The sequence below is a fragment of the Gordonia sp. LUNF6 genome, from assembly GCF_047041125.1.
In the GTDB taxonomy this organism is placed as follows: Bacteria; Actinomycetota; Actinomycetes; order Mycobacteriales; family Mycobacteriaceae; genus Gordonia; species Gordonia sihwensis.
In genome coordinates this window covers 1,142,311-1,167,735 of record NZ_CP178181.1, presented here as the reverse complement: position 1 = coordinate 1,167,735, position 25,425 = coordinate 1,142,311, and the positions used below count along the sequence as shown (strand labels likewise).

Genomic DNA, 25,425 nt, shown 5'->3' with positions numbered 1-25,425 from the left:
AACTCCGAACACACGAGAGGGACCGTGATCGTCGATCACGGTCCCTCTCGCTGTTCGGACTACCTCGCGGCCCGTCGGGTCAGCGGATGCTCTCCGACGGCGCGGTGGTCGTCACCGACGCCGACGCCGTCGCCGACGACGTGGTGGTCGTCGGCTTGTCCGTGTCCGTCTTGCTCGTGGACGGTTCCTGCGTGGTCGACGGCGCGGTGCTCGGGCTGCTCGAACCGCTGGAGGAGCCCGGCGGCTTCAGCATCACGGTCGGGTCCGGGACGTCGGGGCTGGTGGCGGAGGTCGGCAACGGCAGCGACGGCAGGGACGACAGCGGCGGAATCAGCGCACTCGGGTCCTGCCTGCGCACGTCCTCGATCAGGCTGCGCAGTTGATCGGCCTCGGACTTGTCCTTGAGCGGGCCGATGTCCTTCTCGGCCTTCGCGATCAATTCGCGGGCCTTGACGGTGTCGCCCGCGGCGAGCGCCTTCTTGGCCTCGGCGATGTTCTGCTCGGCGTTCATCCGCGACTGCGTCTGCTGCGCCTGCTCGGAGAACACCACCTGCTTCACCGACCACAGCGGATCGCCGGGCTGCGATCCCTCCGACAGCACGAGCAGGCCGGCACCGGCGACCGCCAGGATGGCGGCGGCACCCGAGACCACCCGGAGCCTGCGCGCCAGTCCGCCGCGACGCTCCCGCTCGTTGGCCCGAGCGATGGCCGTCTCGATGTCGGCGATCGTCGGCGTGCTCGGAACCGGCCCGGCCAACGACTCCGCGCGCCACTGCGCGAGCAGACCGGCGAGCCGGTACTCGGCGTCGTCGCCGATCCGGGCGGCCCTGCCTGCCGCGAGATCGTCGATGAATTCGTCGTCGTGGTGCACCGCGCCCACATCGATGGGACCGGTAGGCATTTCGTCCTCCGTCATCGACGTTCACCTCCTGGGGTCATGAGTTTCTTGAGCTTGGTGAGCGCCCGATGCTGTGCCACTCGCACCGCTCCCGGGCTGCTGCCGACCATGTCCGCGGTCTCCTCAGCGGAGAGACCGACGACGAGCCGAAGCACCAGAATCTCGCGTTGCTTCTCGGGAAGGGTGCCGAGAAGATCTCGCATCTGCCTCGAGGCATCTGATTCGAGGGCAGCCTGTTCCGGCCCGTTCGAGAAGTCGAGCGAGTCGGGGACGTCTTCTACCGGATCTGACTTCACGCGGGCCGCCGAACGCATCGCGTCGGCGACCTTGTGCGAGGCGATGCCATATACGAACGCCATGAAGGGACGCCCCTGGTCTTCGTACCGGGGCAACGCCGTCATCACCGCCATCAACACCTCCTGAGCCACGTCGTCAGCGGAGAACAAGTGTCGTTCTCCGGCACCGATTCGTCCTCGGCAGTAGCGCAGGACTGGTTCCCGCACACTGTCGAGCACTGAGGTCAGCGCAGCGCGGTCACCATCGGCCGCCGCACGGACCGCCTGGCCCAACGCATCACCTGTAAGTTTCATCGCCGCTTAGGTGCCCGGGTGTTACGCATTCGGGAGACTACTGACCGCGGTGCGCCGTGTGGTTCGCCTAGATCAGTCATCAATCAAGCGTACCGAGCCGCGTGCGCCGAACCCGCCAAGGGCGCGAAGCCCATGCCCAGGCCGATGAGTTTCTCCTGGATGGCGGCCGCCGCCCGGCTCTGCTCGTTCCGGTCGGCGGCGAACGAGGCGAGCATGCTGCGTGCTGCCCACTCCAGCGGCGCCAGTCCGGCCGCCGCGCAGTCGCCTGCGACGTTCCGTGCAGTCTGCGCCGCCGCCTCGACCCGGCCCGAGGCCGCGTCGGCGGCAGCGGCGATCAGTGCGGTCTTGAGCCGATGGCGCACCGACGGTGCCCCGGCGGACAACTCGAGCGCCCGCGCCGCGAGGTCCGCGGCGTCGGACCGGCCGGTGTACAGGGCCAGTTCGGTACGCACCCACGCCAGGCGCAGTGCCGGACGGCCGTCGAGCACCCAGTTCCCGCGGGCCGCCGTCGATACTGTGCCCGCCGATTCTGCCGCCGCGCGTTCCAGGAGCCGGGCCGAGCCGGCGAAGTCGCCGATCCCCAACCCGTCCGCGGCCAGCCCGACGAGGGCGTCCACTCGAGCGACGGCGGCCCAGCGGCTCTCCTCCGCTCCCGCGCTCACCGCGACGCGCAGTGCCGCACCGTCATCGGCTCGCGCGTACCCGTGACCCCCGGCCTGCCGCGTGAGCGACGCGCGAGTCGCCAGTGCCAGTGCGGTGACCCCGGCGCCGGTGGCCGGATCGGCGAGCAGGTCGGCGATCAGCGCACGCGCCGCGGCGGCCCTGCCGAGCGCTCCGAGCCGAACCGCACGCGCCCAGCGATCGCCCCCCGGCGGACAGTCCGGCGGTGCGTCGACGCCGAATGCGTCGTTCCACTGATCCGACATTCGCAATTCACCTTTCACTACCGGCGCCTGCGCGCAGAATGAAGATTTCATTTCGACTAACAAAAGATGATCACGTGGAAGCAGAATTGCCGCAGTCGACAACTCCCGTTATCTCCGACGTAACCTTCGTACGATTGCAGTCCATCCTCCCACCGAGGCGCCGCGCCGTTCGACCGGCCCAGCGCCTCCGCCCTCGATCAACAAAATCGCAGGTAAAGGGCGACATAGAGTCGGAGTATCCGTCGCCCGCCGAGACCGCCATGGTCCCCGTCACGTCACCGGGCGTTCACTTGTTCGCTTTTAATCGCAGTGATTCGAGACCGGAGAACGAGTTGACTCGCTTTTCCGGACGCACATACCGTGAGCGTCGTAGGTAAGAGCGTTTCTCATTCAGGAGCGAAGATTGACGACCACAATCGACAGACTGCCCGGCCCCAACTCCGACTTCTGGGACTGGCAGATGCAAGGCAGATGCCGAGGGCTCGAATCGTCGGTCTTCTTTCACCCCGAGGGTGAGCGCGGCCAGGCGCGGATGCAGCGCGAACGGCGTGCCAAGCAGGTCTGCGCCGACTGCCCCGTGTTGCAGCAGTGTCGTGCGCACGCCCTGCGTGTGGACGAGCCGTACGGGATCTGGGGCGGCCTCACCGAGTCCGAGCGGAATCTGATGCGGCGACGCAATCCCCGGCGCCTGGCCGGCTGAGCGTCCCGGGGCGCGGTCGCTGTGCGAGAACCCGAACGCCCCGGACATCGAGCCTCAGACACAGATCAGCCCCGGTTGAGATCGAACTCAACCGGGGCTGATCTGTGTCTGTACGCCGACTGGCGTCAGCCGACCACCGCGAGGATGTCGCGGGCCGACAGGATCAGGTATTCCTGACCTGCGTACTTGATCTCGGTGCCGCCGTACTTGCTGTAGATGACGACGTCGCCTTCCTTGACGTCGACCGGGATACGGTTGCCCTGATCGGTGACGCGGCCTTCGCCGACAGCGATGACCTTGCCCTCCTGCGGCTTCTCCTTGGCCGAATCCGGGATGACCAGGCCGGAAGCAGTGGTGGTCTCAGCCTCGACGGCCTGAACGAGGATCTTGTCCTCAAGCGGCTTGATGTTCACGCTCGCCACGATGTCAGTTCCTTTTCCTTCATGTAACTGATGGGAAGTTCGCGGCACCGGGTCGCTTTGCCACGTCGTCGCGGGTGCCGCGGCGCTGCATTTCGGATGCCAACTAGCACTCTACCCATGAGAGTGCCAGCACATCAAGGGCCCCGGCGTCCGAGCCGGTCGCGGCAGCTCAGAGCTTGCTGATCTGCACGCTCATCCCGGGATCGGTCGCCACGGTGAGAGGCGACGGAGGGGCGCCGCCGCCGATCACGTGGGCTCCCAGGGTGGCGACCATGACGCCGTTGTCGGTGCACAACCTCGGCTTCGGCACGCGCAGTTCGATACCCGCGGCGGCGGTCCGCTCGGCCGCGAGCGACCGGATCCGCGAATTGGCGGTCGCACCGCCGCCCAAGACCAGGGTGTCGACGCCGCGATCACGGCATGCGCGCAGCGCCTTGGCGGTCAGCACATCCGCGACCGCCTCCTGGAACGACGCGGCGACGTCGGGCACCGACACGGGGGCACCCGACCGGACCCGGCCCTCCACGTATCGCGCGACGGCCGTCTTGAGACCGCTGAAGGAGAAGTCGTACGGCGCGTCGCGGGGCCCGGTCATGCCGCGCGGGAACGCGATCGCGGCGGGATCGCCGCCACGGGCGGCCGCGTCGAGTGCGGGACCCCCCGGGTAGCCGAGATCCAGCAGCCGCGCCACCTTGTCGAAGGCCTCCCCCGCGGCGTCGTCGACGGTGGTGCCCATTTCGACGATCGGCTGTGACAGGTTCTGCACGCCGAGCAGATGCGTGTGCCCGCCGGAGACCAGCAGCGCCACCGCGGGCGGCATCGGACCGTGCTCGAGGGTGTCGACCGCGACATGTCCGCCGAGGTGATTGACCGCGTACAGCGGCACATCCCAGGCCAGCGCATACGCCTTGGCCGCGGCGACGCCGACCAGCAGGGCTCCGGCGAGTCCCGGTCCGATCGTCACCGCGATGGCGTCGGGCCGGTCGATCCCGGCCGCCTCACGCGCCCGCTGCATCGTCGGGACCATCGCCTGCAGGTGGGCCCGCGAGGCGACCTCCGGGACCACGCCGCCGTACCGCGCGTGCTCGTCCACCGACGATGCCACTTCATCGGCCAGCAGCGTCGCCGTCTCGCCGTCCCATTCGACGACACCGACTCCGGTCTCGTCGCAGGAGCTCTCGATACCCATCACGATCATGAGGTCGCGTGCCCTTCCGGCCGGTGATTGCCCGGTTCGTCGTTACTGTGTTCGTCGTTGCTGTGTTCGCCGCTGCTGTGTTCGTCGCCGTCCCGGCGCGCGGCGCGCACCATCGTGTACGCGTCCGCGCCGGACGGCTGATAGTAGTTGCGTCGCACTCCCGCCACCTCGAATCCGCTGCGCTCGTACAGCGCGATCGCCGGGACGTTGTCGGTGCGCACTTCCAGGAATACCGGCGCGTGGACGGCGTCGGCAACCCGCAGCAACGCGTCGAGCAGAGCCCGCCCGTAGCCGCGCCCCTGGCAGGCGGCGTCGACCGCGATGGTGTGCACCTCGCACTCGTGGTCGCCGGCACGGCCCAGCACGCTGATACCCGCGTAGCCGGAGACCGGGGCGCCCGGGACGGTGCGCACCGCGAAGTAGGTGTTGTGCGGCGCCCGCAGTTCGGCGACGAAGCCGGTCAGCGGCCACGGCGAATCCGTGGCGAAGAGTTCCCGCTCGATCTCGGCGCATCGGGCCAGGTCGGAGGGAGTCAGTTCGTCGACGACCGGGCCGGGGCCCTCACTCATGTGTCGCCGAGGGCAGCAGCGACTTGCGCTTCTGGTCCTTGAGTTCGACGGCGTCCGGGCGGCGCAGGTACAACGGCGTCAGAGGCTCGGCCGGAGCCCGAGCGGTGAGTCGCTCGGCGGCGACGGCGACCAGCGAGGCCGGGGTCGGTGTGACCAGGTCGGCGCCCGCCGCGCCGAAGCGCTCGGTGAATCTGCTCTCCCCCACCACGTCGGAGAGCGTGCGGCCCGCCAGTTCCGCGACCAGCGTGTCGGGTGAGTCGACGGCCGGTCCCGCGACACGCCGACCGGCCTCGTACAGCGCCCAGTACACCTCGCGGCGACGGGCATCGGTGAGCACCAGTCGCGTCCCCGCCTCCGGCGCAGGCGTGCCGCGGTCGATCGCATCGAGGGTGCACACCCCGTAGGCGGGAAGGCCGAGCGCGTCGGCGTACGCCGCTCCGGTGGCCATTCCGACGCGCAGCCCGGTGAACGGTCCGGGACCGCAACCGACGACCACGGCGTCGAGGGCGTCGCCCGCCACACCCGCCTCGGCGAGCACGTCCCGCATCAGGGTCGTGAGCACTTCGGCGTGACGGCGCTGATCGGTCACGATCCGCTCCGCGAGCGTCACGGGCCCCTCGTCGCGCAGTTCCACCACGCCGGTCACCACGGCGGAAGTCGCGGTGTCCAGCGCCAGAGCCCGAATCGGCGGCTGCGCGGTCATCGGTTCACCCACTCCCAGGTCGCATGTCGTGTCTCGGTGTCGTCGTCGCGGCGCAGCCGGACGATGAGGTATTCGTCGACGAGTCGCTCCACGACGCCTTCGCCCCATTCGACCACGACCACGCTGTCGTCGAGGTCGGTGTCGAGATCGAGGGCGTCCAGATCGTCCAGGCCGCCCAGCCGGTAGGCGTCGACGTGGACCAGGCCGGTGCCGCCGGGCACGCCGGGAGCGTGCTGACGAGCGATGATGAAGGTCGGCGACGAGACACGGCCGGCCACGCCGAGCCCGGCGGCGATACCGCGCGTCAGCGCCGTCTTCCCCGCACCGAGCGGACCGTCGAGGATCACCAGATCCCCCGGGCCGAGGTCGGCGGCGAGCTCGCGGCCGAGGTCTTCGGTGTCGGCCACCTCGGGCAGGTCGCGGGTTCCGGAGGTGCGCTGCGGCGTCATCCCTGTCGCTCCGATCGTGCGTGCTTGTCCGAACGCGCGCGGCCGGAGAGCCGCCACGGCAGCACCGGCCGGCCCAGCGCCAGGCGCGACCGCGAGACCAGGTCGTCGATGGCGTCGGTGACCAGCTCCGGGTCCTCCATGGGGAGCATGTGCCCGCAGCCCTCCGCGATGACCATGCGGGAGTCGTGACCGAGCTGTCCGTACATGCTCAGTGAGTTCGGCAGCGGCGTCAGCCGGTCCTCGTCGCCGCACATCACCACCGTCGGTACCTGAGCGAGCACCGGCAGCGCCGTCGCCTCGTCGTGGCTCTCCAAGACGTGCAGGAAGTTCACCATGGTCGCGATCGACGTGTTCTGAATCATCGACTCGACGGCGTGGCCGGCGCGCGGGCTGTAGTGGTCGTGGCCGAAACTCGCCGCGACGAGCACCGGTTCCACCGCCCGGCGCGTGATCCCCCGGCCGGCCTGCACGGCGCCCGGGATGTAGCGGACCGACAGGCGCAGCGCATCGACGATCGGGTTGTTGAGTCCTTCGCCGAGCCCGGCCTCGGTGATGCCCCTGGCCGCCGTGGAGACCAGTGCGACGCCCGCGATGCGACCGCTGTGAGAGAACATCCGCGAATGACGTCGCGCGAACGACATGATCGACATCCCGCCCATCGAATGGCCCACCAGAACCACCGGTCCGGTCGGCGCCATCGTGCGGATCACCGCGGCGAGGTCGTCGCCGAGCTGCGCCATCGTAGAGCTCTCGGCGGACGCCGGGTCGCTTGCTCCGTGGCCGCGCTGGTCGTAGAAGACCATCTTGATGTGCCGGCCCGCCCAGCGCTCGGCGAGACCGAACCGCTGGAAGTGCCAGGCCGCCATCCGCAGGGTGAACCCGTGCACGAAGACCACGGTCAGCTCGGGCGTCGCGGTGCGCCCCCACTTGCGGTCGCCGCGCACGTCGGGACCGCCGGTGAGCACCGTGCGGACCGCGAGACACACGCCGTCGTCGGCGGTGACCGTCGCAGCTTCGTCGGCGTAGATCGCTTTGAAGTCGACGCCCGCATGCGGATCGATCCGCATGTCGGCCTTGCGGAGCTTGCGGCGGCGGAAGGCGCCGCCCGCCGTCACCGCGCCGAGCGAGCGCGCCTCCGACAATCCCGAGCGCCATGCGGCCTTCCGTCGCGGCTTCGCACGCTCGCGGTCAGGCATCGACGTCTCCCCCGGGACCGCCGACATACCGTCGCACCGCGCGCGAACCGATTCGGGAGATGATCTCGTAATCGATCGTGCCGATGGTGTCGGCCCAGTCGGTCGCGGTCGGCACCGGCGCGCCGCCCGCGGCGCCCGCGGGTCCGAACAGCACGGCCCGGTCGCCCTCGGCGACGCCGCCGCCGTCCGGTCCGAGGTCGATCACCAGCTGATCCATGCAGACCCGCCCGACGTTCGGGAAGATCCGGCCGTTCACGTGCACGCCGAACCGGCCGGACAGCAGGCGCGGAACTCCGTCCGCGTAGCCCGCGGGCACCACGCCGAGAACGGTGTCGGCGGGAGCGACCCACGTGTGGTTGTAGGAGACGCCCTGCCCGGCCGGAATCCTCTTGACCAGCGAGATCCGCGTCTCCAGCGTCATCGCCGGAATCAGCCCGAAGTCGCCGATGTCCGGGACCGGCGAGTAGCCGTAGATCGAGAGTCCCGGACGGACCGCGTCGCGCGCCAGGTCGGGCCGGGTGAGCGCCGCCGGAGAGTTCGCGATGTGCACCAGCTGCGGCCGTACGCCGCGCGCACGCAGGTCGGCGACGGCATCGTCGACACGCTGCGCCTGCTGTGAGTTGAGCGGATGGTCGGGCACGTCGCCGAAGGCGAGATGACACATCACACCGTGCAGGCTGATCGCGCCCTCCGCACATGCGGCAGCCACCGCGTCGGCGGTCTGCGCCCATTCCTCCGGGCTGACGCCGCTGCGCGCGAGCCCGGTGTCGAGCTTCACCGTCACCGTGGCGGTCCGGCCGAGTCTGCGCGCCTGCGCCAGCACCAGCTCCAGCTGCCGCGGCGAGGAGACGGCGATGTCGATCCCGTCGGCGATCGCCCCGGCGAAATCGGCCTCCGCGGTGTGCAGCCAGGCGATCAGGTGCCCGTCGATGCCGGCGGCGCGCAGTGCGCGGGCCTCGCTGATCTGCGCCACACCGAGCGCGATGGCACCCGCTCCGAGCGCGGTGCGGCCCACGGCGACCGCCCCGTGCGCATAGCCATCGGCTTTGACCACCGCGATCACATCGGAGCCCGAGCGCTCCCGCAGGACGCCCACATTGTGGGCGATGGCGTCGAGATCGACAGTGGCGTAGAGGTTAGCGTGCGAGTCCATCGCACCTATTCTCGCAAATCCAGCAGACGGCGGAGCGTCGGCGCGACCGCGTCGCGCAACGCGGCGGCGCTGATCGGCGCTCCCCCGCTCGCGAGCGCGGCGGCGCGCGCGTGCACGCGGGCAGCGCAGACGCCGGCCGAACGAGCGGGGAGTCCCGCCGCCAACAACGATCCGGCGATGCCGGTGAGCACGTCGCCCGCCCCGGCGGTCGCGGCCCAGGACGACTCCGCGTCGTTGCCGCTGACCCGACCGTCCGGGTCGGCCACCAGGGTGATCCGGCCCTTGAGCAGCACCGTCACCCCGAGCCTCTCGGCCAGGCCGCGCACTGCGCTCAGCCGGTCCGGCCCCGGTTCGGCTCCGGCGAGCCGGGCGAACTCCCCGGCGTGCGGCGTCAGCAGCGTCGGTGCGGTCCGATCCGCCAGAAGCTCGGGCGCACGCGCCAGCACGGTGAGCCCGTCGGCGTCGACCAGTGTCGGAAGGTCGGTCCCGAGCACATCTGCCAGTAGATCGTGTGCTTGCTCACCCGTGCCGATTCCGGGGCCGATCGCCCACGCCTGGACTCGCCCGGCATCGGCGACGGTGGACGCCGCGACCACCTCCGGCGACTTCGCCAGCACCTCGTCGACCGCCGGACCGACGTAGCGCGTCATGCCCGATGTCGCGGCCACCGCGGCCGAGGTGGCGAGCACCGCAGCCCCCGGGAACACCGCGGACCCGGCGATCACGCCGACCACGCCCTGCGAGTATTTGTCGTCGCCCGGCCCGGGAAGCGGCCACAGCGCGGCCACCTCCGCATCGCTCGGACTGGTCACCTGTGCAGCCGGTACCGGGATGCCGATGTCGGCCACCACCACCCGGCCGCAGGCCGGCGCGGCGAGCAGGTGGGCGAGCCTCGGCGCCCCGAAGGTCACGCACACGTCGGCCCGCACCGACGGTGTGTTCACCACGCCGGTGTCGGGATCGACGCCGGACGGAAGGTCGACGGAGAGCACCGCCGCGCCCGTGTCCGCGATCCGCGCGAAGACCTCCGCAGCCGGCGGTCGCAGCGGGCCGCGGCCGCCGAGCCCCACCACGGCGTCGACGGCGATGTCGAGTTCGTCCGGCACGGTGGCGCTCACGCGGCCGCCGGCGCTCCGGAACGCCGCCAGGCCCGCACCGTGCGCGTGATCGGGATCGAGCAGGAGTGCGTCGACGCGGACGCCGCGCCGCCGCAGACGAACTCCGGCGTAGAGCGCGTCGCCGCCGTTGTTTCCCGCGCCGACCACCAGCAGCACCCGCCGGCCGTAGACGCCGCCGGTCCGCTCGCGCAGTTCGGCGCTCACCTGCGCCGCCACCGCATTCGCGGCGCGGGCCATCAGCACACCGCCGCTGAGCAGAACGCCGGTCGCGGCTTCGGCGTCCCGGATCTGCGCGGCGGTGTAGTAGCCGGTCACCACAAGGTCCTCATCGCTATTCGACGGTGACGGACTTGGCCAGGTTCCGCGGCTTGTCGACGTCGTAGCCGCGCGCCTGGGCGACGGTGGCTGCGAACACCTGCAACGGGACCGTCGAGACCAGCGGCTGCAGGAGGGTCGCGGTGTGCGGGATCGGGATCAGATGGTCGGCGACCTCCACCGCCGCGGTGTCCGTGGCCTCGGCGATCACGATCGTCCGGGCACCGCGCGCCTGGATCTCGCGGATGTTGCTGATCATCTTGGAGTGCAGCAGGGCCCGGCCCTCGGGGGACGGCATCACCACGATCACCGGCAGCCCGTCTTCGATCAGGGCGATCGGGCCGTGCTTCAGCTCGCCTGCCGCGAAACCCTCGGCGTGGATGTACGCGAGTTCCTTGAGTTTGAGCGCGCCTTCCAGCGCCACCGGGTAGCCGACGTGCCTGCCGAGGAACAGGATCGTGTCAGCCGAGGCGAGGCCGCGGGCGAGCTCTCGGACGGGCTCCATCTGCTCGAGCACCTTCTCGACCGCGGCCGGGATCTGTTCCAATGCCTCGAACTCGCGTGTCACCTCGTCGGCGTACTTGGTACCGACGGCCTGAGCCAGTGCGAGGCCCACCATGTAGGCCGCGGCGATCTGCGCGAGGAAGCACTTGGTGGACGCGACCCCGATCTCGGGGCCGGCGTGGGTGTATAGCACGGCGTCCGATTCGCGCGGGATCTGCGCGCCGTTGGTGTTGCAGATCGCCAGGACGCGGGCCTTCTGGTCCTTGGCGTGGCGTACGGCCTCCAGGGTGTCGGCGGTCTCGCCGGACTGGCTGATCGCCACCACCAGCGTCGACCGGTCGAGCACCGGGTCGCGGTAGCGGAACTCGCTGGCGAGTTCCACCTCGACGGGCAGTCGGGTCCAGTGCTCGATCGCGTACTTGGCGATCAGTCCGGCGTGGTAGGCGGTGCCGCAGGCGACGACGAAGACCTTGTCGACGTCGCGCAGGTCCTGATCGCTCAGGCGCTGTTCGTCGAGCACGATCCGGCCGTTGCGGAGGTGACCGATCAGGGTGTCCGAGAGCGCCGCGGGCTGCTCGGCGATCTCTTTGAGCATGAAGTAGTCGTAGCCGCCCTTCTCCGCGGCGGCCAGGTCCCAGTCGATGTGGAACGGGGTGCCGCCGGTCGGGTTGCCGTCGAAGTCGGTGACCGCATAGGTGTCGGCGGTGATGACCACGACCTCGTCCTGACCGAGTTCGATCGCGTCGCGGGTGTGCTCGATGAACGCCGTCACGTCGGAGGCCACGAACATCTCGCCGTCGCCGACCCCGACGACCAGCGGGGTGGACCGGCGTGCGGCGACGATGGTGTCCGGGTGGTCGGCGTGGGTGAAGACCAGGGTGAAGGCGCCCTCCAGACGCCGCAGCGTGGCGTACGCGGCGGCCACGAAGTCGCCCGCGTGCCGGCCCGACGCGTATTCGCGCTCCATCAGATGCACCGCGGTCTCGGTGTCGGTGTCGGAGGAGAATTCGATGCCGGAGTCTTCGAGCTCGGCACGCAGCGGCGCGTAGTTCTCGATGATCCCGTTGTGCACGACGGCGATCTTGTGGTCGGTGCTGAGGTGCGGGTGCGCGTTGCGATCGGTCGGTTGACCGTGCGTGGCCCAGCGCGTGTGGCCCATACCGGTGTGACCGGTGAGCGCCGCACGGCCGACTTCAGCGATCTGCTTGTCGAGGTTCTCCAGCCGGCCGGCCTTCTTCTCGACCGTCACCGCACCGTTGCCGTCCAGGATCGCCACGCCGGCCGAATCGTAGCCGCGGTACTCCATCCGGCGGAGGGCGTCCACGACGATGTCGAGCGCGTCGCGCTTGCCCACATATCCCACGATTCCACACATGGGTACCAAGAATAGCGTCAGGCGGAGCGTGGTTTAGCGCCGAGCAACTGGGACACGGTGTCCAGTTCGGGACGGTCGGCGGACTCGAGGTCGACGGCGAGCGCGTCGCCCATGGTGAGCTCGGGGTCGGAGAAGGCGGCGTACTTCTCGTCGCCGGTCAGCCGATGCAGGAAGAAGCCGGTCAGCTGCGCCCGAACCGCCTTGTGTACGGCTCGATCGGCGCCGTTGATGCCGATGAGGGACTTGACCGAGGGCGTCTCGACGAGGTCGCCCGCGTCCGCTCCGGGGAGTGTGCGCAACACCACATCGCCTGCGACGTTCTCCGCCAGGTCGAGTGCGTTGCCGGTCATCGACGCCAGGTGTCCGCTGCCTGCCAGCACCAGCGACGGCACCCGGACGGTCGCGGCCGCGGCAGGCAGGTCGGCGGTGGTGGGCGCGGGGAACACGGTCGCCAGCGCCTTGACGTTCATCGGCGGCCTGCCCAGCAGCACGGCGTCGGATGCGGCCCGGACCGCGGCTGCGGCACCGAACCCGTGTCCGGCGAGCCCGATCCGGTTCGGATCGACGCGGACCCGGCCGGTGCCGAGTTGCACGCTGCCGGCGACGGTCGCCGCGGCGCGCAGGTCGGTGCCCAGGGAGATGTCGGACGGGAACGGGCCCCGGCTGCCGTCGGGCGCGGCCGCCACGATGCCCCATGAGGCGAGGTGGAACAGCAGATCCCGGTAGCGGGCACTTCCCATCAGCCAGCCGTGCGCGAACGCCACTGCCGGAAGTTCGCTGCCGGTGCGCGGTGCGAAGATCTGACCGGACATGCCGACTATCCCGAGATCGCCGCGATCGACCTTGTTGGGTCCGCGGCGCGCGAGTTCCTTCATCAGCTTGTCGGGCGGAGGCGCCACGACCTTGTTGTTCCCGAACACGGCTCCCACCCTATGACATCGATCGCGGATAGGGACTCGGTGCCGAGCGATCACCGTCCGCGCGAGCGCGGCCGCGCCGCGTCGAGTCCTGCGGCCAGCATCAGCCGCCCGAGCACGGCGTCGGCCGCATCGGCGTCGGCGCGCAGCCGGGCGCGGAGCCGCTGGACGCGCACCGGATCCTCGCGCGGTGCGGGCGCCGCCGCTGCCAAACGGTCGCGGTAGCGTCGGCCGGCCTGTTCGAACCCGCTCGCGGATTCGGCGGACAATGCCTCGAGTCGGTTCTCCGGGGACGTCACCGCAGATCCGCCAGTACGAGCTCGCCTGCCGAACCGGTGTCGGTCGTCCATGCCGAGGCCACCTCCGCGAGGGCTGCGGCGATGGCGTCGGCGGCCAGTTCCCCCGCGGAGTCCGCGTAGTCAAGACGCGCATGCACTTCGGCTCGCAGTTCGCCTTCGGTGACCGCGCCGGCATTCAGAGCGGCAGGTACCGCGTCGAGGTCCACCCCGCCCAGCCTGCGACGGGACACCGTCTCCAGTACCGCTGCGTGGCGTGCGAGCACCTCTTCGAGGACCCGAGCGGCGTGGGTGGTCACGGCCGCCCCTTGCGTCAGCCGGCTCCGCAGATCGGCGACGTCGCCTGCCACCACCCGTACCGCGCTGCCCGCCGCGTGTCCGGATCTGCCGGACCACTCCCCGACCGTCGTCGCCGTCGCACCCGCTGCTCCCTCCGCGCGGGCGAGGCGGTCGGCCAGGTCGCTCAACCGTTGCGCATCCGCCACGAATGCCGGCATCCGAAACTCGTCCACCGCTGAATGAGGCCGGCGTACGGCCGCCTCGTCCACCGCGGTCAGGCCCAGTTCCCGGCAGACGGCGATCACCGTCGCGAAACCGTCCGCGCACGAGCCCGTCATGCCGGCCGGCCCGTCGCCCACGACGCCGCGGCCGACTCCGCGTCGGCGAACGCCGCACCGGCCCGCCCCAGATCCGCGGCCACCGCGTCCACCGCGACTCCGCAGCCACGGAGCCGGGCGGCGAGATCGAGGAGCCGGTCCAGCGTGGCGTCCGCCGCACGACGCGGCGGACCGTGATCGGCCCAGTCGCACATCCCGCCGCCGTCGAGTTCCGCGGCGCATTCCGCGAGCGTCGTCACGATGTGCTGCTGGGCGGCGGTGAAGTCCGCGAGTTGGTCCAGATCGACGTGGATCGAGTCATTGCTTCCGGCGTCCATGCCTATTGGACGCACGCGCCGCCCGCACGGTTCCGCGACACGCCGAAAACGTCGCATCCCCGACCGGTCGGGCGTGTCTGTCGCGGGGCCTGTTCAGACGCCCGCGACCACAGCGGCCACGCGTTCGGCGATTCCGCGCGCCGACTCGGGGGTCTGCGCCTCCACCATCACCCGGACGAGTTGCTCGGTTCCCGACGGACGCAGCAGGATGCGCCCGCATCCGTCCAGTTCGGACTCGGCGGCCGCTACCGCGCTGAGCACCTCTTCGGCGACCGCGACGGCGTGTTTGTCGGAGACGGGGACGTTGATGAGCTCCTGCGGCAGAACCGTCATCACCCCGGCCAGATCGGCCAAGCGCTGTCCGGTCTGCGCCACCCGCGCGGCGAGCATGAGGCCGGTGAGCACTCCGTCGCCGGTGGTTCCGACGGCCGGGACCACGATGTGGCCGGACTGCTCACCGCCGAGGGCGTAACCGCCCGAGCGCAGTTCCTCGAGGACGTAACGGTCGCCCACGCCCGTCACCTTGAGCTCGATTCCCGCGCTCTTCATCGCCAGGTGCAGGCCGAGGTTGCTCATGACGGTGGCCACGAGGACGCCGTCGGTCAGGTGGCCCGCCTCGTGCATCGCCAGCGCCAGGATCGCCATTATCCGGTCGCCGTCGACCACCGAACCGGTCGAGTCGACCGCCAGGCAGCGGTCGGCGTCACCGTCATGGGCCAGGCCGAGGTCGGCGCCGTACTCCAGGACGGCGGCCTGCAGTTTGTCCATGTGCGTGGAGCCGCACCCGTCGTTGATGTTGAGGCCGTCGGGCTCGGCGTGGATCGCAATCACCTTGGCGCCGGCGGCCTCATACGCGCGGGGAGCCACATGGGACGCCGCACCGTGTGCGCAGTCGACCACGAGCGTCAACCCGTCGAGCGAGGTCGGGACCGACTCGGCCAGATGAGCGAGGTAGCGTTCGGCGGCGTCCTGGGCGTCGCGGATCCGGCCCACACCGGCGCCGGTGGGACGGGGCTGGTCGGCGTGCATCGCCGCCTCGATCTCGTCCTCGACGTCGTCGGGGAGTTTGTGGCCGCCCGCGGCGAAGAACTTGATGCCGTTGTCGGGCATGGGATTGTGCGAGGCGGAGATCATCACTCCGAAATCCGCCCGATAGTCAGCCGTCAGAAAGGCGACGGCCGGGGTGGGGACCACTCCCACCCGGATGGCGTCGGCGCCCGCCGCGGCCAGACCGGCGCACAGCGCGGCCTCCAGGAGTTCGCCGGAGGCGCGGGGGTCACGTCCGACGACGACGCGCGGACGGGAACGAGCGTTTGCACCGAGAACGCGAACGGCGGCCGAGGCCAGGGCCAACGCCAGCTCTGCGGTGAGCTGGTCGTTGGCCCGGCCTCGGACGCCGTCGGTGCCGAAAAGGCGAGCCACAGTAGCCGAAGCGATCAGCGCTTGCTGTACTGCGAGGCCTTGCGGGCCTTCTTCAGGCCGTACTTCTTACGCTCCACAGCACGCGCGTCGCGGGTCAGGAAGCCGGCCTTCTTCAGTGCCGGACGATCCTCGGGGCTGACCTCGATGAGGCCGCGCGCGATGGCCAGACGCAGCGCGCCCGCCTGACCCGACGGGCCGCCGCCGACCAGACGAGCGTGGATGTCGAAGGCGTCGGTGCGCTCGACGGTGACGAGCGGAGCCTTGATGAGCTGCTGGTGCACCTTGTTCGGGAAGTAGTCCTCGAGGGTGCGGCCGTTGAGCGTGAACTCGCCGGTGCCGGGCACCAGGCGGACCCGGACGATGGCCTCCTTGCGGCGGCCCACGGTCTGGATCGGGCGGTCGAGCACGACCGGTCCGCGAGTGGCGGTCTCGGTCTCGACGACCTCGACGGACTCCGTGGTGTAGCTGCCGTCCTCGTTCAGGGTCTCTTCTTCGACGACCTCGACGTCGACGTCGTTCAGGTTCTCGTTGGTCACTGGGCCACCTGCTTGATCTCGTAGTTGACCGGCTTCTGCGCGGTGTGCGGGTGGTTGGGGCCCGCGTAGACCTTGAGCTTGCCTGCGATGGCGTTGCCCAGCTTGTTCTTCGGGAGCATGCCCTTGACGGCGCTCTCGACGACGCGCTCGGGCTTGGTGGCCAGGAGCTCACCGATGCTCTGGGACTTCAGGCCGCCCGGGTGACCCGAGTGGCGGTAGAGACGCTTGTCGGTCAGCTTGTTGCCGCTGACGGCGACCTTCTCCGCGTTGATGATGATGACGTAGTCGCCGCCGTCGACGTGCGGGGCGAACGTGGGCTTGCCCTTGCCGCGGAGCAGGTTGGCGCTCGCGACGGCGAGGCGGCCGAGCACCACGTCGGTGGCGTCGATGACGTACCACTCGCGGGTCACGTCACCGGCCTTCGGGGTGTAGGTAGGCACAGTAGTCCTCTTTTGAACTCGTTTGCTGCTGGTCAGGCACTTCTGCAGAGCGTGCTCCCGGCGACCAGTGGGGACCCGGGCACTCTGTTGACGCAGGGCACCAGCGATCTAGCTTACGCGGGCTCGTCGACGCGGGTCAAAACGCGCGTCCGGCTGGGTCCGTATCGTCGAGAGCATGACTTCAGTGATCAGCATCGGTCCCGGCGACGGCGCCCTCACCCTGCGCACCGGCGTCGCCGGGCGGGCGGCGCGGACCGGCCACAGCTTGACGATCGGGTTCGACGCGTGGCGAGCCGACATCGCCTTCGACGGCGACACTCCGGTCTCCGTGGCGCTGCGGGTGGACGTCGACTCCCTGCAGGTGCTCTCGGGCGAGGGCGGGCTGACTCCGATGACCGGTCCGGAACGGCTGGTCGCGCGCGCCAACGCTCTCAAGTCGCTGAAATCGTCCGCCTTCCCCGAGATCGTCTTCCGGGCCGGCGACGTGTCGGCGAGCGGCGACGGCTACCGGTTGTCGGGCGATCTGACGATCTGTGGAGTCACCGAGCCCCACACCGTCGACGTGGCGGTGGACGGCAGCACCGTCTCCGGGCAGTCCGCGGTGACGCAGACGACGTTCGGGATCAAGCCGTATTCGCTGATGATGGGCGCCCTGAAGGTGGCCGACGAGGTGGTCGTGACGCTGGAGGCGTCGGTCACCGTCTCCTAATCGCTCACCACACGCAGGGAACCCACGGCCCCGCGGCACGGACCGTCCACCGACTCCTCCCCCGTGCCCGTCTGACAACCGATGCTGATCTGCGTGCCGCTCTCGACGGCCACGTACCAGGCCACGGGAGAACCCGACGCCGGCGTCTCGCGATACCCGATCACGCGACGGCCCGCATAGCTCACGTCTGCTGCGAACTCGGCCACCGCGTCGTCCCCGCGCTGCGCGATGCGGTTCCGCAGGCTCTCCGCGACCGTCGCGACGGTGGAACCGCCCCGCAGCCGCGAGACTACGACGATCAGCCGCCTGCCGTCGTCGGGGGCCGCGAACACCGTGCGGCTTCCGGCGGTCGCATCGTCCCCGTCACTGCGCCGCCACTGGCCCGGAACGGCGAGTTCGGCCCGGCCCACCCGGACTGTCTGCTGCGCGGACCGCTCCGGCCGCGGCCAATGCGCCCACCCGGCGGTCGCGGCTGCGGCCAGCACCAGCACCGCGGCGACGACTGCCGGCGCGCGCAGTCCCCGGCGCGACGCGGCGATCGGCGGCGCGGGCAGGCCGGCGAGCAGCTCGGCGGCGCTCACCGGACCGAGCCGACCTCCGTGCCTGGTCAGAACCGTTCTGTCGACGGCCATCGCGCGTACACCGAAGGCTTCGAGCAGCAACCGCTGGGCGGCGGCGACCGATTCCGGATCGGGACCGTCGACGAAGACCGCGTCGGCGGCGCGCAGCGGAGCCGACCACCCGGGTTCGGCCGATATCCGGCGCGGGAGGTCCACCGCGCCCCGCCCCAGCGACCACCGGCCGTCGGTGCGCGTCACCGTGTGCACGCTCCAGTGTCCGCCGGTGGCCGGCAGCATCCGGGTCTCCACCACGGCGCAGCGGTGCACGGTCGCGTCGGCGTGCGAAGCGGCGATCGCCACCGCCCGTGGAACGGGTTCGGCGGCGGCGCCCACGGAGGCGAGTTCGCCGACCAGAGCCTCGGTGCGGACCGGTCCCCACACGGTGGGCAGCAGGATCCGGGAGGCGCCGACGGCCCGCGCCATCACCTCGCGCAGCGCCTGCCGGGCGAGGGCCCGCCGTTCGGCGCAGTCGATGTCCTCCAGCAGCGTCGTCAGATCCACGGTGCTGCCGGGACCGGTCACACGTCCGTAGGCGAGATCGATCACCGGGCCGCTCACGCCCGTTCTCCCAGCGCGACCTGGACGATCTCCGGCGACCGGTTGCGCGACACCAGTTCGCCGCGGCCTGCCGGCAGGCGCTGCAGGCGGTGCCTGCCCACCACGTAGCCCTCGTCGGGGTCGCCGTTCATCAGGAGGACATCGCACGAGAGGTCGCGCAGACAGGCGATCAGCGGATCGAACAGCGCTCGGCCGACACCGCCGGATCGGCGCGTGAGGATCAGCCGGAAACCGATGTCGCGACCGTGCCCGAGCAACTCGATCAATGGCGACAATGGATTCCCGGACGCCGTGGCGACGAGGTCGTAGTCGTCGACCACCAGATAGACGGTGGGCCCCGACCACCAGCTGCGGTCGACGAGTTGTTGCGGTGTCACGTCGTCGCCGGGCAGCCGCGCGGCGAAGTACTCGGCGAGTTGCGCCATCATCGGCCGCGCCGTGCGTTCGGAACTGGCGTAGCCGCCCAGATGCGTCTCCGGCACCTCTCCGAGCAGTCCGCGACGGTAATCGACGAGGACGAGCTTGACCTCGTCCGGATCTCCGCCGGCCACCAGTCCGCGGACCAGCGTGCGAAGCGTCTCGGTCTTGCCCGATTCGACGTCGGCGAACACCAGCAGGTGCGGCTGGGCGTCGAAGTCGAGGACGCACGGCCCCAAGTCGGTCTCCGACAGCCCGAGCGCGACCGTACCGGCCCGCGTCCCGGCTCCCTGCGCGGCAACGGTCTCCGCGAGCACGGAACCGTCCACCACTCGTGCGAGAGTCCGCACCTCCGGAGCCCGGCGATCGCCGTATTCCCGCGCGACGGCCTCGACCAGCTTCGCCGTTCCGGCGGACACATCGGTCGCGTCGGCGACGCCGTCCACCCGCGGCAGCGCCACCAGCAGGTGCTTCTCCTGCGCGGTCAGCCCGCGGCCCGGCCGTCCCTCCGGCACTCCGGCCGCGGCGCGGCGGCTCATCTCGGAATCGAGGGCGTCACCGAGCCGCAGTTCCACGCGACCGGCCATCAGGTCCTTCATGGCGGGCCGGATCTCGCCCCACCGCGACGCGCTGACCACCACGTGCACGCCGTACGCCAGCCCCGTCGAGACGAGGGCGTCGACCTTCTCCTCCAGCGCCTCGAAGTCGGCCCGGAGCACGCCGATCCCGTCGATGACCAGGAAGACGTCGCCGTACCGGTCGTCGGCGAAGCGGCCCGCAGCGCGCGCCGCGCGGTACTCCCGCATCGACTCGATGCCGTGCTCGGCGAAGCACGCCTCCCGGCTCGTCTTCACCGCCAGGATCTCGGCGAGCGTGCGGCGGATCCGGTCGTGCTGGACTCGGGTGGCCACCGAGCCGACGTGCGGCAGACCATCGAGTGCGGCGAGCGTGCCGCCGCCGAAGTCCAGACAGTAGAACTGCACCTGTTCGGGGGTGTGGGTCCTGGCGGCTCCGCAGATCAGGGTGCGCAGCGTGGTGGACTTGCCCGACTGCGGACCGCCCACGACAGCGACGTGCCCGGCCGCACCCGCGACGTCGAGCCATGCGGTGTCGCGCCGCTGCTCGAACGGCAGGTCGATGACCCCGTACGGAAAGGTCAAGGTGCCGGGTGCGGTGTCGCGTGCCAGCGCATCGAGGGTGATCGCCCGCTCCAGCGGCGGCAACCACACCCGATGCGGGGTGCGGCCGTGCCCGGCCAGTGCCGCGACCACCGTCTCGAGCACCGTCGCGGACGGACCCTCGTCGGCCTGGCCGTCCGGCTGCTCCGTGGCCGGTTCGGCGAGCGGGACCTCCGCGGTGGTGAACGCGACCGGCCGGGTCTGCGCACACGACGCGGAACCGGCAGACGGCCCCGCCGGTGGTCGATAGGGGCCGGAGACGAAGCACGTGTTGAAGCGTGTCGGCGCCGACGAATCGCACTTCAGGTAGGCCGCGCCGGGCGCACTCGGCAGGTGATAGGCGTCGGGGACGCCCAGCACAGTCCGGGACTCGTTGGCGGAGAAGGTCTTCAATCCGATCCGGTACGAGAGATGACTGTCGAGCCCGCGCAGCCTGCCCTCCTCGAGACGCTGGGACGCGAGCAGCAGGTGGATGTGCAGGGAGCGCCCCAGCCGGCCGATCGCCACGAACAGGTCCGCGAATTCCGGTTTCTGCGCGAGCAGTTCGGAGAACTCGTCGACGACGATGAAGAGGGCGGGCAGCGGGTCGAGCGGCGCCCCCGCCCGGCGGGCCTGTTCGTAGTCGGTGACATTGGCGAAGTTGCCTGCGGCGCGCAGCAGTTCCTGACGGCGGTTCAGTTCGCCGGAGAGTGCGTCGCCCATCCGGTCCACCATCGCGAGTTCCTGCTCGAGGTTGGTGATCACCGCGGCCGTGTGCTTGGCCTGCTCCAGACCGAGAAAGGTGGCCCCGCCCTTGAAGTCGACCAAGACCAGGTTCAACTCGTCCGGGGAGTGCGTCGCGATCAGCGCGAGGACGAGGGTGCGCAGCAGTTCGCTCTTGCCGCTGCCGGTGGCGCCGATGCACAGCCCGTGCGGCCCCATTCCGCCGTGCGCGCTCTCCTTCAGGTCAAGGTGCACGGGAGCGCCCTCCGGGGTGTAGCCGATCGGCACGCGCAGTCGTTCGGCACCGAGGCGCCCGCGCCAGGCCGACTCCGGGGTCACGCGGCCCGCGTCTCCCAGACCCAGCAGTGCGGGCAGTCCGGGATCGCTCGCGAGAACCGGCGTGTCGAGATCGAGAAGTGCGTCGAGCGACGCCGGGCGGTACCGGGCGAGCCGGCGCGCGACGGCTTCGGCGCACGGCCCGGACAGCCGGTCGGCGACGGCGAACTCCTCCAGTCCGGCGGCGGTGCGGGCGGCGACACGACCGCCGGACACCGTCAGCTGCAGCCCGCGACGCACCGCCAGCGGGCTCGGCGCGGTGCCCAGACTCACCACTGTCACGCCGTCGAGGCCTACGCCGCCGATCAATTCGTCGTCCACATCGACTCGATCGGTGTCGACCACGATCAACAGATGGGACGTCGCCGGAGAGTCGGCCGTCCGGCTGAAACCCGCTCGGGCCGCGAGATCGGCGGCGAGGTCGTCGCCGAGGGCGCCGAGCGTCGGGTACACCATGCGCACGGCACCGAGCCCGTCCCGACGAGCCGGATGGCCGATGTGCGGCAGCCACTTGACCCAATCCCATTCGGCGTCGAGCGGATCGTCGGCGACGACCGCGATCCGCAGGTGGTCCGGACCGTGCAGTACGGCCAACGAGCACAGCATGAACCGCAGCAGGGCGCGCACCTGCACCGGATCCCCGAGCAGGCTGACCGCCGGGAATCCGCGCAGCGCGATCGCCGTCGGCAGCCCGTCGACGGCCGCATGCGCCGCAGCGAAACGTCTCAGCGCCACCGCCGACACCGGCTCCAGGTCGTCGCCCGGCGGCGTCTCCGGCGGCACCAACGCGGTCGCGAGGCGGTGTGTCCCGCGGCCGACGCGGACATGGCCGAAGTCGTCGTCGGTGAATCTGCGCTCCCACATCCGGCGGCCCCCGACCAGGCCGATCAGCGCTCCCGGATCCGGATGCCGCCACTGCGCCGATTCTCGTTGCGCTGCAGCCGTTTCGGCGACATCGTCGCGAAGCTGCCCGAGATGGCGCAGATAGTCCTTGCGGTTCTCATTCACCTCGGCTGCCCGCTCGGGACCGCCTCGCCCGCCGGATGCCAGCATTCCCACCATCGACATCACCATCATCAGCGGGAACATCAGAAACATCGGATTCGCCAGTGCCCCAGCGCCTCCGGTCATCACCATCATGGCGACCATGCCGATGACGGCGACCACCATGACCACCGGCAGAAGCCGCACCAGCAGATTCGGCGGCACTGCGCGCGACAGCTCCGGCGGCGCGGTCAGCTCGATCTCCCCGTCCGGCGGAGCCTCCACGACGATCCGCGGACGACGCGCGAAACCGATTGTTGCACTGCCCATTCGAGCCCCCCAGCTCTGATTCGGCCGCCGCGTGAGGCCGGTTGAGCGATTTCCCCCAATCGCTGACCGCGACGACTCCCGACATGGTTATCTCGACGACGTCCTCGCCTCACGGGCGATGGAAGAGGTTGTATCAGGAACCTTGGGGGAAGGTTTGCCGAATGACCGTGTTGACCGAACCGGACATGATCCGGACATCGATCGTGGGTGGGAGCACTCAACTCGACGCAGGCCTTCCGGCCGGCGTGCCGATCGCGGCGCTGATGCCCGATCTTCTCGACGCTCTGCGGGTCCGGGTGGACGACAGCGCTGAACCCGCGAACTGGACACTCGCCCGCATCGACGGAACCGCCTTGGCCGCCGAGCACACTCTCGCGCAGTGCGGGGTGTGCGACGGCGATCTGCTGGTGATCCGCACTGCGCCGGCCGATGCCGGGACGGTGCTGATCGACGACGTCGCCGACGGTGTGGCGGCGGCTCTGCAGCGGGACCGCTTCGGCTGGTCGTCGGACGCCTCACGCATGGTGAGCTATCTGGTCTTCCTGGTCGCGGTGGTCGGGGCCGTCCCGGCCGGCCGCTGGGCGGCGGCCGCCGGCGACGCTCCGGTGGTCCTCGCGGTCTCGGCCCTGGGTGCGGCGGTCTCACTCGGGGCGGCACTGTCCGGCCGTCGCCTGGAGAGCGACCCGCGGACCTCCGCCGTCCTCAGCATCGCGGGCTGCGTCCTCGGCGCCGTCGCGGCCTCGCTCGTCGTGCCCGGCGCGGCGGGCGGAGTCCAGCTCGCGTTAGCGGGCATCGCTGCCCTGGCCGGTGCGGTGATCGGATACCAGGGCACCGGCCGGGCCGCGGCGGCCCACACCGCGATCGCCGTGGTCGGCGGCGCAACCGCGGCGACCGGGCTGCTCGCCACGGTGTGGGCGCCGTCAGTGCGGGATCTGGCCGCAGTCGTCGCGGCGGCGGGCGTCGGCCTGGTGCTCTGCGCGCCGCGAATCGCGATCGCCGCCGGACGTCTGCCGTTGCCGTCGGTGCCGAACACTGCGCCGGCGGCACCCGACGGGACCGATCCCGCGGTGGTCGACGGCGTGGACGCGGTCCGGCTCTCGACCCGCGATCCGCTCGGCGCAATCGCCGACCTCGCGCTGGGCGACCTCGACGCGCTCGCGCGCCGCGCCGCCGTGACCGCATCGATTCTGACGGGCGCACTCGCCGGTGCCGTCCTGGTCACCGGGGTCGCGACCGCGGCCGTCGCCGCTGCGGCGGGCGGATCGCCGGTGGCGCTGGGCTACTGCGCGTGCATCGTGGTGGCACTCGCCGCCCGCGGCCGGACGCACGCCGACCGGCTGCAGTCGGCTCTGCTGGTCGGGGCGGCCGGGATCATCGGAGTCGTCGCCGCGCTCGCCGCCGTCGCGGGGTCCGGCCCGGAACCGGTCTGGGTGTTCGCGGGGACGATCGGCTGGGCGGTCGGCGCTCTGCTGCTGGGCACGGTCGCATCCGGCCGCGACTACTCTCCGCCCGCCGTGCGCGCCGTCGAGATCGCCGAATACGCCGCGCTGACCGCGGTGATTCCGCTGCTGCTCTGGGTCCTGGACGTCTATCAGGCGGTCCGGACCCTGTGATCCGGCGGATCGGCGCGATCACGGCGGTCGCGGCGGTCGTCTGGTTCTCCGGCGCGGGTGCCGCCGTGGCGGTCCCGGCGCCGGTGATCGCCCGGGCGACGGTCTCGGCCGCACCGCTGGGCCCGCCCGAGCCGACCGAGCAGCGCGCCCGCTGCGCGACCACCGCCGACGCGGACACCGCAGGCGAACCCGCGGGCCACCGACTGCTCGACGTGGCAGCGGCCCATCGGTTCAGTCGCGGCGCCGGCGTGTCCGTGGCGGTCATCGACACGGGTGTGAGCCCGCACACCAGGCTGCCGCGCCTCGTCGCCGGCGGCGACTACGTCGGGACCGGCGACGGACTGTCGGACTGCGACGCCCACGGAACGCTGGTCGCGGGCATCATCGCAGCACAGCCCTCCGCCGACGACGACTTCGTCGGTGTGGCGCCCGAGGCGACCATCATCTCGATTCGGCAGTCGAGCGGAGCGTTCAGCGCCCGGGGCAGCGGAGCCGACGACGCCGTGGTGGGAGCCGGATACGGCCCGCTCACCACTCTCGCGCGGTCGGTGGTACGGGCCGTCGACCTGGGTGCACGGGTGATCAACATCTCAGAGGTGGCATGCGCACCCGCCGCCGGTCCGCTCGATGACGGTCTCGTCGGGACCGCGCTGGCCTACGCGCGTGAGCGGGACGTGGTGGTGGTCGTGGCAGCCGGGAACCTGACCGAGACCACGGCGTGTCGGGAGCAGAACCCGTCGGGTGCGGCCTCGGTCGAGCAGGCGTGGGCGCGACTGCGCACGGCCGTCACCCCGGCGCGATTCGCGCCGCTGGTGCTGACGGTGGGCGCCGTCGCGGCCGCCGACGGCGCAGCGGCGGACTTCAGCCTGCGCGGGCCGTGGGTGAGCGTGGCGGCGCCGGGCACCGATGTGGTCAGCGTGATGCCGGGCTCGGGCGGCCCGCGGCTCGCCGGCGGCCTGCGCACCGGCGACGGGGTGGCCCCGCTCGCCGGCACCAGCTACGCGGCGCCGTACGTGTCGGGCCTGGCGGCGCTGATCCGGTCCCGGTACCCGCGACTGTCGGCCGCTGAGGTGATCGACCGCATCGTCGACACGGCGCACGGCGGCGGCCGGGACGACGCCGTCGGCAGCGGGGTGATCGATCCGCTCGCCGCACTCACCGACGACCCCGAGGTGCGCGCCGCTCCGGGTCTGCGGCCGTTGGCTCTCCCCGACGATGAGCCCGAGTCGGGCTCCGGTGCGGGCGTCATCCTCGCGGGTGCGGGTTTCGCGGCTGTCGCCGTCGTGGGCGGACGCCTGCTGCGCCGCCGCCGATGAT

Annotated in this window: 25 protein-coding genes; 4 read left to right on the top strand and 21 right to left on the bottom strand. The window is 71.1% G+C overall.

Going from position 1 to position 25,425, the window contains the following annotated elements:
* Window positions 1–79 precede the first annotated feature (79 nt).
* The 3 genes from ACK8HH_RS05500 to ACK8HH_RS05490 form a co-directional block, all read right to left on the bottom strand.
* Window positions 80–916, bottom strand: a complete 837-nt coding sequence (locus ACK8HH_RS05500) for an anti-sigma-D factor RsdA (RefSeq protein ID WP_006897178.1) — start codon at window positions 914–916, stop codon at window positions 80–82.
* Window positions 913–1,488, bottom strand: coding sequence for a sigma-70 family RNA polymerase sigma factor (locus tag ACK8HH_RS05495; protein WP_006897177.1), 576 nt, complete (start codon window positions 1,486–1,488; stop codon window positions 913–915). The genes ACK8HH_RS05500 and ACK8HH_RS05495 overlap by 4 nt, the downstream gene beginning before the upstream one ends.
* Window positions 1,489–1,571: 83 nt before the next feature.
* On the bottom strand, window positions 1,572–2,414 hold the full coding sequence (locus ACK8HH_RS05490; RefSeq protein WP_006897176.1) for a hypothetical protein: 843 nt from the start codon (window positions 2,412–2,414) through the stop codon (window positions 1,572–1,574).
* Between the two features lie 460 nt (window positions 2,415–2,874).
* Here ACK8HH_RS05490 and ACK8HH_RS05485 point away from each other — a divergent pair, with 460 nt between their 5' ends.
* The gene (locus ACK8HH_RS05485; protein WP_045540292.1) at window positions 2,875–3,114 is read left to right on the top strand and encodes a WhiB family transcriptional regulator; all 240 of its coding nucleotides are present in this window, start codon (window positions 2,875–2,877) and stop codon (window positions 3,112–3,114) included.
* A gap of 125 nt (window positions 3,115–3,239) precedes the next feature.
* Here ACK8HH_RS05485 and groES read toward each other — a convergent pair whose 3' ends face one another.
* From groES to rplM, 16 genes are all read right to left on the bottom strand, one after another.
* Window positions 3,240–3,536, bottom strand: coding sequence for a co-chaperone GroES (gene groES / locus ACK8HH_RS05480; protein ID WP_006897174.1), 297 nt, complete (start codon window positions 3,534–3,536; stop codon window positions 3,240–3,242).
* A gap of 169 nt (window positions 3,537–3,705) precedes the next feature.
* A complete protein-coding gene (gene tsaD, locus ACK8HH_RS05475) occupies window positions 3,706–4,734 on the bottom strand; it encodes a tRNA (adenosine(37)-N6)-threonylcarbamoyltransferase complex transferase subunit TsaD (RefSeq protein WP_045540289.1) in 1,029 nt (342 codons plus the stop codon).
* Complete coding sequence (gene rimI / locus ACK8HH_RS05470; protein ID WP_375002413.1) at window positions 4,731–5,303, bottom strand: ribosomal protein S18-alanine N-acetyltransferase; 573 nt, start codon at window positions 5,301–5,303, stop codon at window positions 4,731–4,733. Before rimI ends, tsaD begins: the two co-directional genes overlap by 4 nt.
* The gene (tsaB, locus tag ACK8HH_RS05465; RefSeq protein ID WP_006897171.1) at window positions 5,296–6,006 is read right to left on the bottom strand and encodes a tRNA (adenosine(37)-N6)-threonylcarbamoyltransferase complex dimerization subunit type 1 TsaB; all 711 of its coding nucleotides are present in this window, start codon (window positions 6,004–6,006) and stop codon (window positions 5,296–5,298) included. The genes rimI and tsaB overlap by 8 nt, the downstream gene beginning before the upstream one ends.
* Entirely contained in the window at window positions 6,003–6,455 is a 453-nt protein-coding gene (tsaE, locus tag ACK8HH_RS05460; RefSeq protein WP_006897170.1) for a tRNA (adenosine(37)-N6)-threonylcarbamoyltransferase complex ATPase subunit type 1 TsaE, read from the bottom strand. The genes tsaB and tsaE overlap by 4 nt, the downstream gene beginning before the upstream one ends.
* Entirely contained in the window at window positions 6,452–7,651 is a 1,200-nt protein-coding gene (locus ACK8HH_RS05455) for an alpha/beta fold hydrolase (protein WP_062367177.1), read from the bottom strand. The genes tsaE and ACK8HH_RS05455 overlap by 4 nt, the downstream gene beginning before the upstream one ends.
* On the bottom strand, window positions 7,644–8,804 hold the full coding sequence (alr, locus tag ACK8HH_RS05450; protein ID WP_006897168.1) for an alanine racemase: 1,161 nt from the start codon (window positions 8,802–8,804) through the stop codon (window positions 7,644–7,646). The genes ACK8HH_RS05455 and alr overlap by 8 nt, the downstream gene beginning before the upstream one ends.
* A gap of 5 nt (window positions 8,805–8,809) precedes the next feature.
* On the bottom strand, window positions 8,810–10,240 hold the full coding sequence (locus ACK8HH_RS05445; protein ID WP_412475595.1) for an NAD(P)H-hydrate dehydratase: 1,431 nt from the start codon (window positions 10,238–10,240) through the stop codon (window positions 8,810–8,812).
* 13 nt (window positions 10,241–10,253) lie between these two features.
* Entirely contained in the window at window positions 10,254–12,116 is a 1,863-nt protein-coding gene (glmS, locus tag ACK8HH_RS05440; protein WP_375002424.1) for a glutamine--fructose-6-phosphate transaminase (isomerizing), read from the bottom strand.
* Between the two features lie 17 nt (window positions 12,117–12,133).
* Window positions 12,134–13,036 (bottom strand): chlorophyllase/cutinase-like alpha/beta fold protein, encoded by a 903-nt coding sequence (locus ACK8HH_RS05435; protein ID WP_375002426.1) that lies wholly within the window; start codon window positions 13,034–13,036, stop codon window positions 12,134–12,136.
* A gap of 50 nt (window positions 13,037–13,086) precedes the next feature.
* Complete coding sequence (locus ACK8HH_RS05430; protein ID WP_375002428.1) at window positions 13,087–13,332, bottom strand: hypothetical protein; 246 nt, start codon at window positions 13,330–13,332, stop codon at window positions 13,087–13,089.
* Window positions 13,329–13,946: a hypothetical protein gene (locus ACK8HH_RS05425; protein ID WP_375002431.1), complete on the bottom strand. Its 618-nt coding sequence runs from the start codon at window positions 13,944–13,946 to the stop codon at window positions 13,329–13,331. Before ACK8HH_RS05425 ends, ACK8HH_RS05430 begins: the two co-directional genes overlap by 4 nt.
* Window positions 13,943–14,263, bottom strand: coding sequence for a hypothetical protein (locus ACK8HH_RS05420; protein ID WP_006897162.1), 321 nt, complete (start codon window positions 14,261–14,263; stop codon window positions 13,943–13,945). The genes ACK8HH_RS05425 and ACK8HH_RS05420 overlap by 4 nt, the downstream gene beginning before the upstream one ends.
* A 93-nt stretch (window positions 14,264–14,356) precedes the next feature.
* A complete protein-coding gene (gene glmM, locus ACK8HH_RS05415) occupies window positions 14,357–15,685 on the bottom strand; it encodes a phosphoglucosamine mutase (protein ID WP_062367114.1) in 1,329 nt (442 codons plus the stop codon).
* Between the two features lie 14 nt (window positions 15,686–15,699).
* Window positions 15,700–16,221, bottom strand: a complete 522-nt coding sequence (rpsI, locus tag ACK8HH_RS05410) for a 30S ribosomal protein S9 (protein WP_375002434.1) — start codon at window positions 16,219–16,221, stop codon at window positions 15,700–15,702.
* A complete protein-coding gene (gene rplM / locus ACK8HH_RS05405) occupies window positions 16,218–16,661 on the bottom strand; it encodes a 50S ribosomal protein L13 (protein WP_006897159.1) in 444 nt (147 codons plus the stop codon). The genes rpsI and rplM overlap by 4 nt, the downstream gene beginning before the upstream one ends.
* Window positions 16,662–16,836: 175 nt before the next feature.
* Here rplM and ACK8HH_RS05400 point away from each other — a divergent pair, with 175 nt between their 5' ends.
* Window positions 16,837–17,370, top strand: a complete 534-nt coding sequence (locus ACK8HH_RS05400) for a YceI family protein (RefSeq protein WP_039867718.1) — start codon at window positions 16,837–16,839, stop codon at window positions 17,368–17,370.
* On the opposite strand, the gene ACK8HH_RS05395 is transcribed toward ACK8HH_RS05400, so the two are convergent.
* Both ACK8HH_RS05395 and eccCa read right to left on the bottom strand, forming a co-directional pair.
* Window positions 17,367–18,548, bottom strand: a complete 1,182-nt coding sequence (locus ACK8HH_RS05395) for a type VII secretion-associated protein (protein WP_062367116.1) — start codon at window positions 18,546–18,548, stop codon at window positions 17,367–17,369. The two genes, ACK8HH_RS05400 and ACK8HH_RS05395, sit on opposite strands and share 4 nt — an antisense overlap.
* Window positions 18,545–22,495 (bottom strand): type VII secretion protein EccCa, encoded by a 3,951-nt coding sequence (gene eccCa / locus ACK8HH_RS05390; RefSeq protein WP_375002437.1) that lies wholly within the window; start codon window positions 22,493–22,495, stop codon window positions 18,545–18,547. Before eccCa ends, ACK8HH_RS05395 begins: the two co-directional genes overlap by 4 nt.
* 161 nt (window positions 22,496–22,656) lie before the next feature.
* Between eccCa and eccD the strand changes: the two genes are divergently transcribed.
* Both eccD and mycP read left to right on the top strand, forming a co-directional pair.
* Window positions 22,657–24,108 carry a type VII secretion integral membrane protein EccD gene (gene eccD / locus ACK8HH_RS05385; RefSeq protein WP_062367121.1) on the top strand — a complete coding sequence of 484 codons (1,452 nt, stop codon included), beginning with the start codon at window positions 22,657–22,659 and terminating at the stop codon, window positions 24,106–24,108.
* Window positions 24,105–25,424, top strand: a complete 1,320-nt coding sequence (mycP, locus tag ACK8HH_RS05380; RefSeq protein ID WP_006898019.1) for a type VII secretion-associated serine protease mycosin — start codon at window positions 24,105–24,107, stop codon at window positions 25,422–25,424. The genes eccD and mycP overlap by 4 nt, the downstream gene beginning before the upstream one ends.
* Window position 25,425: the final 1 nt, after the last annotated feature.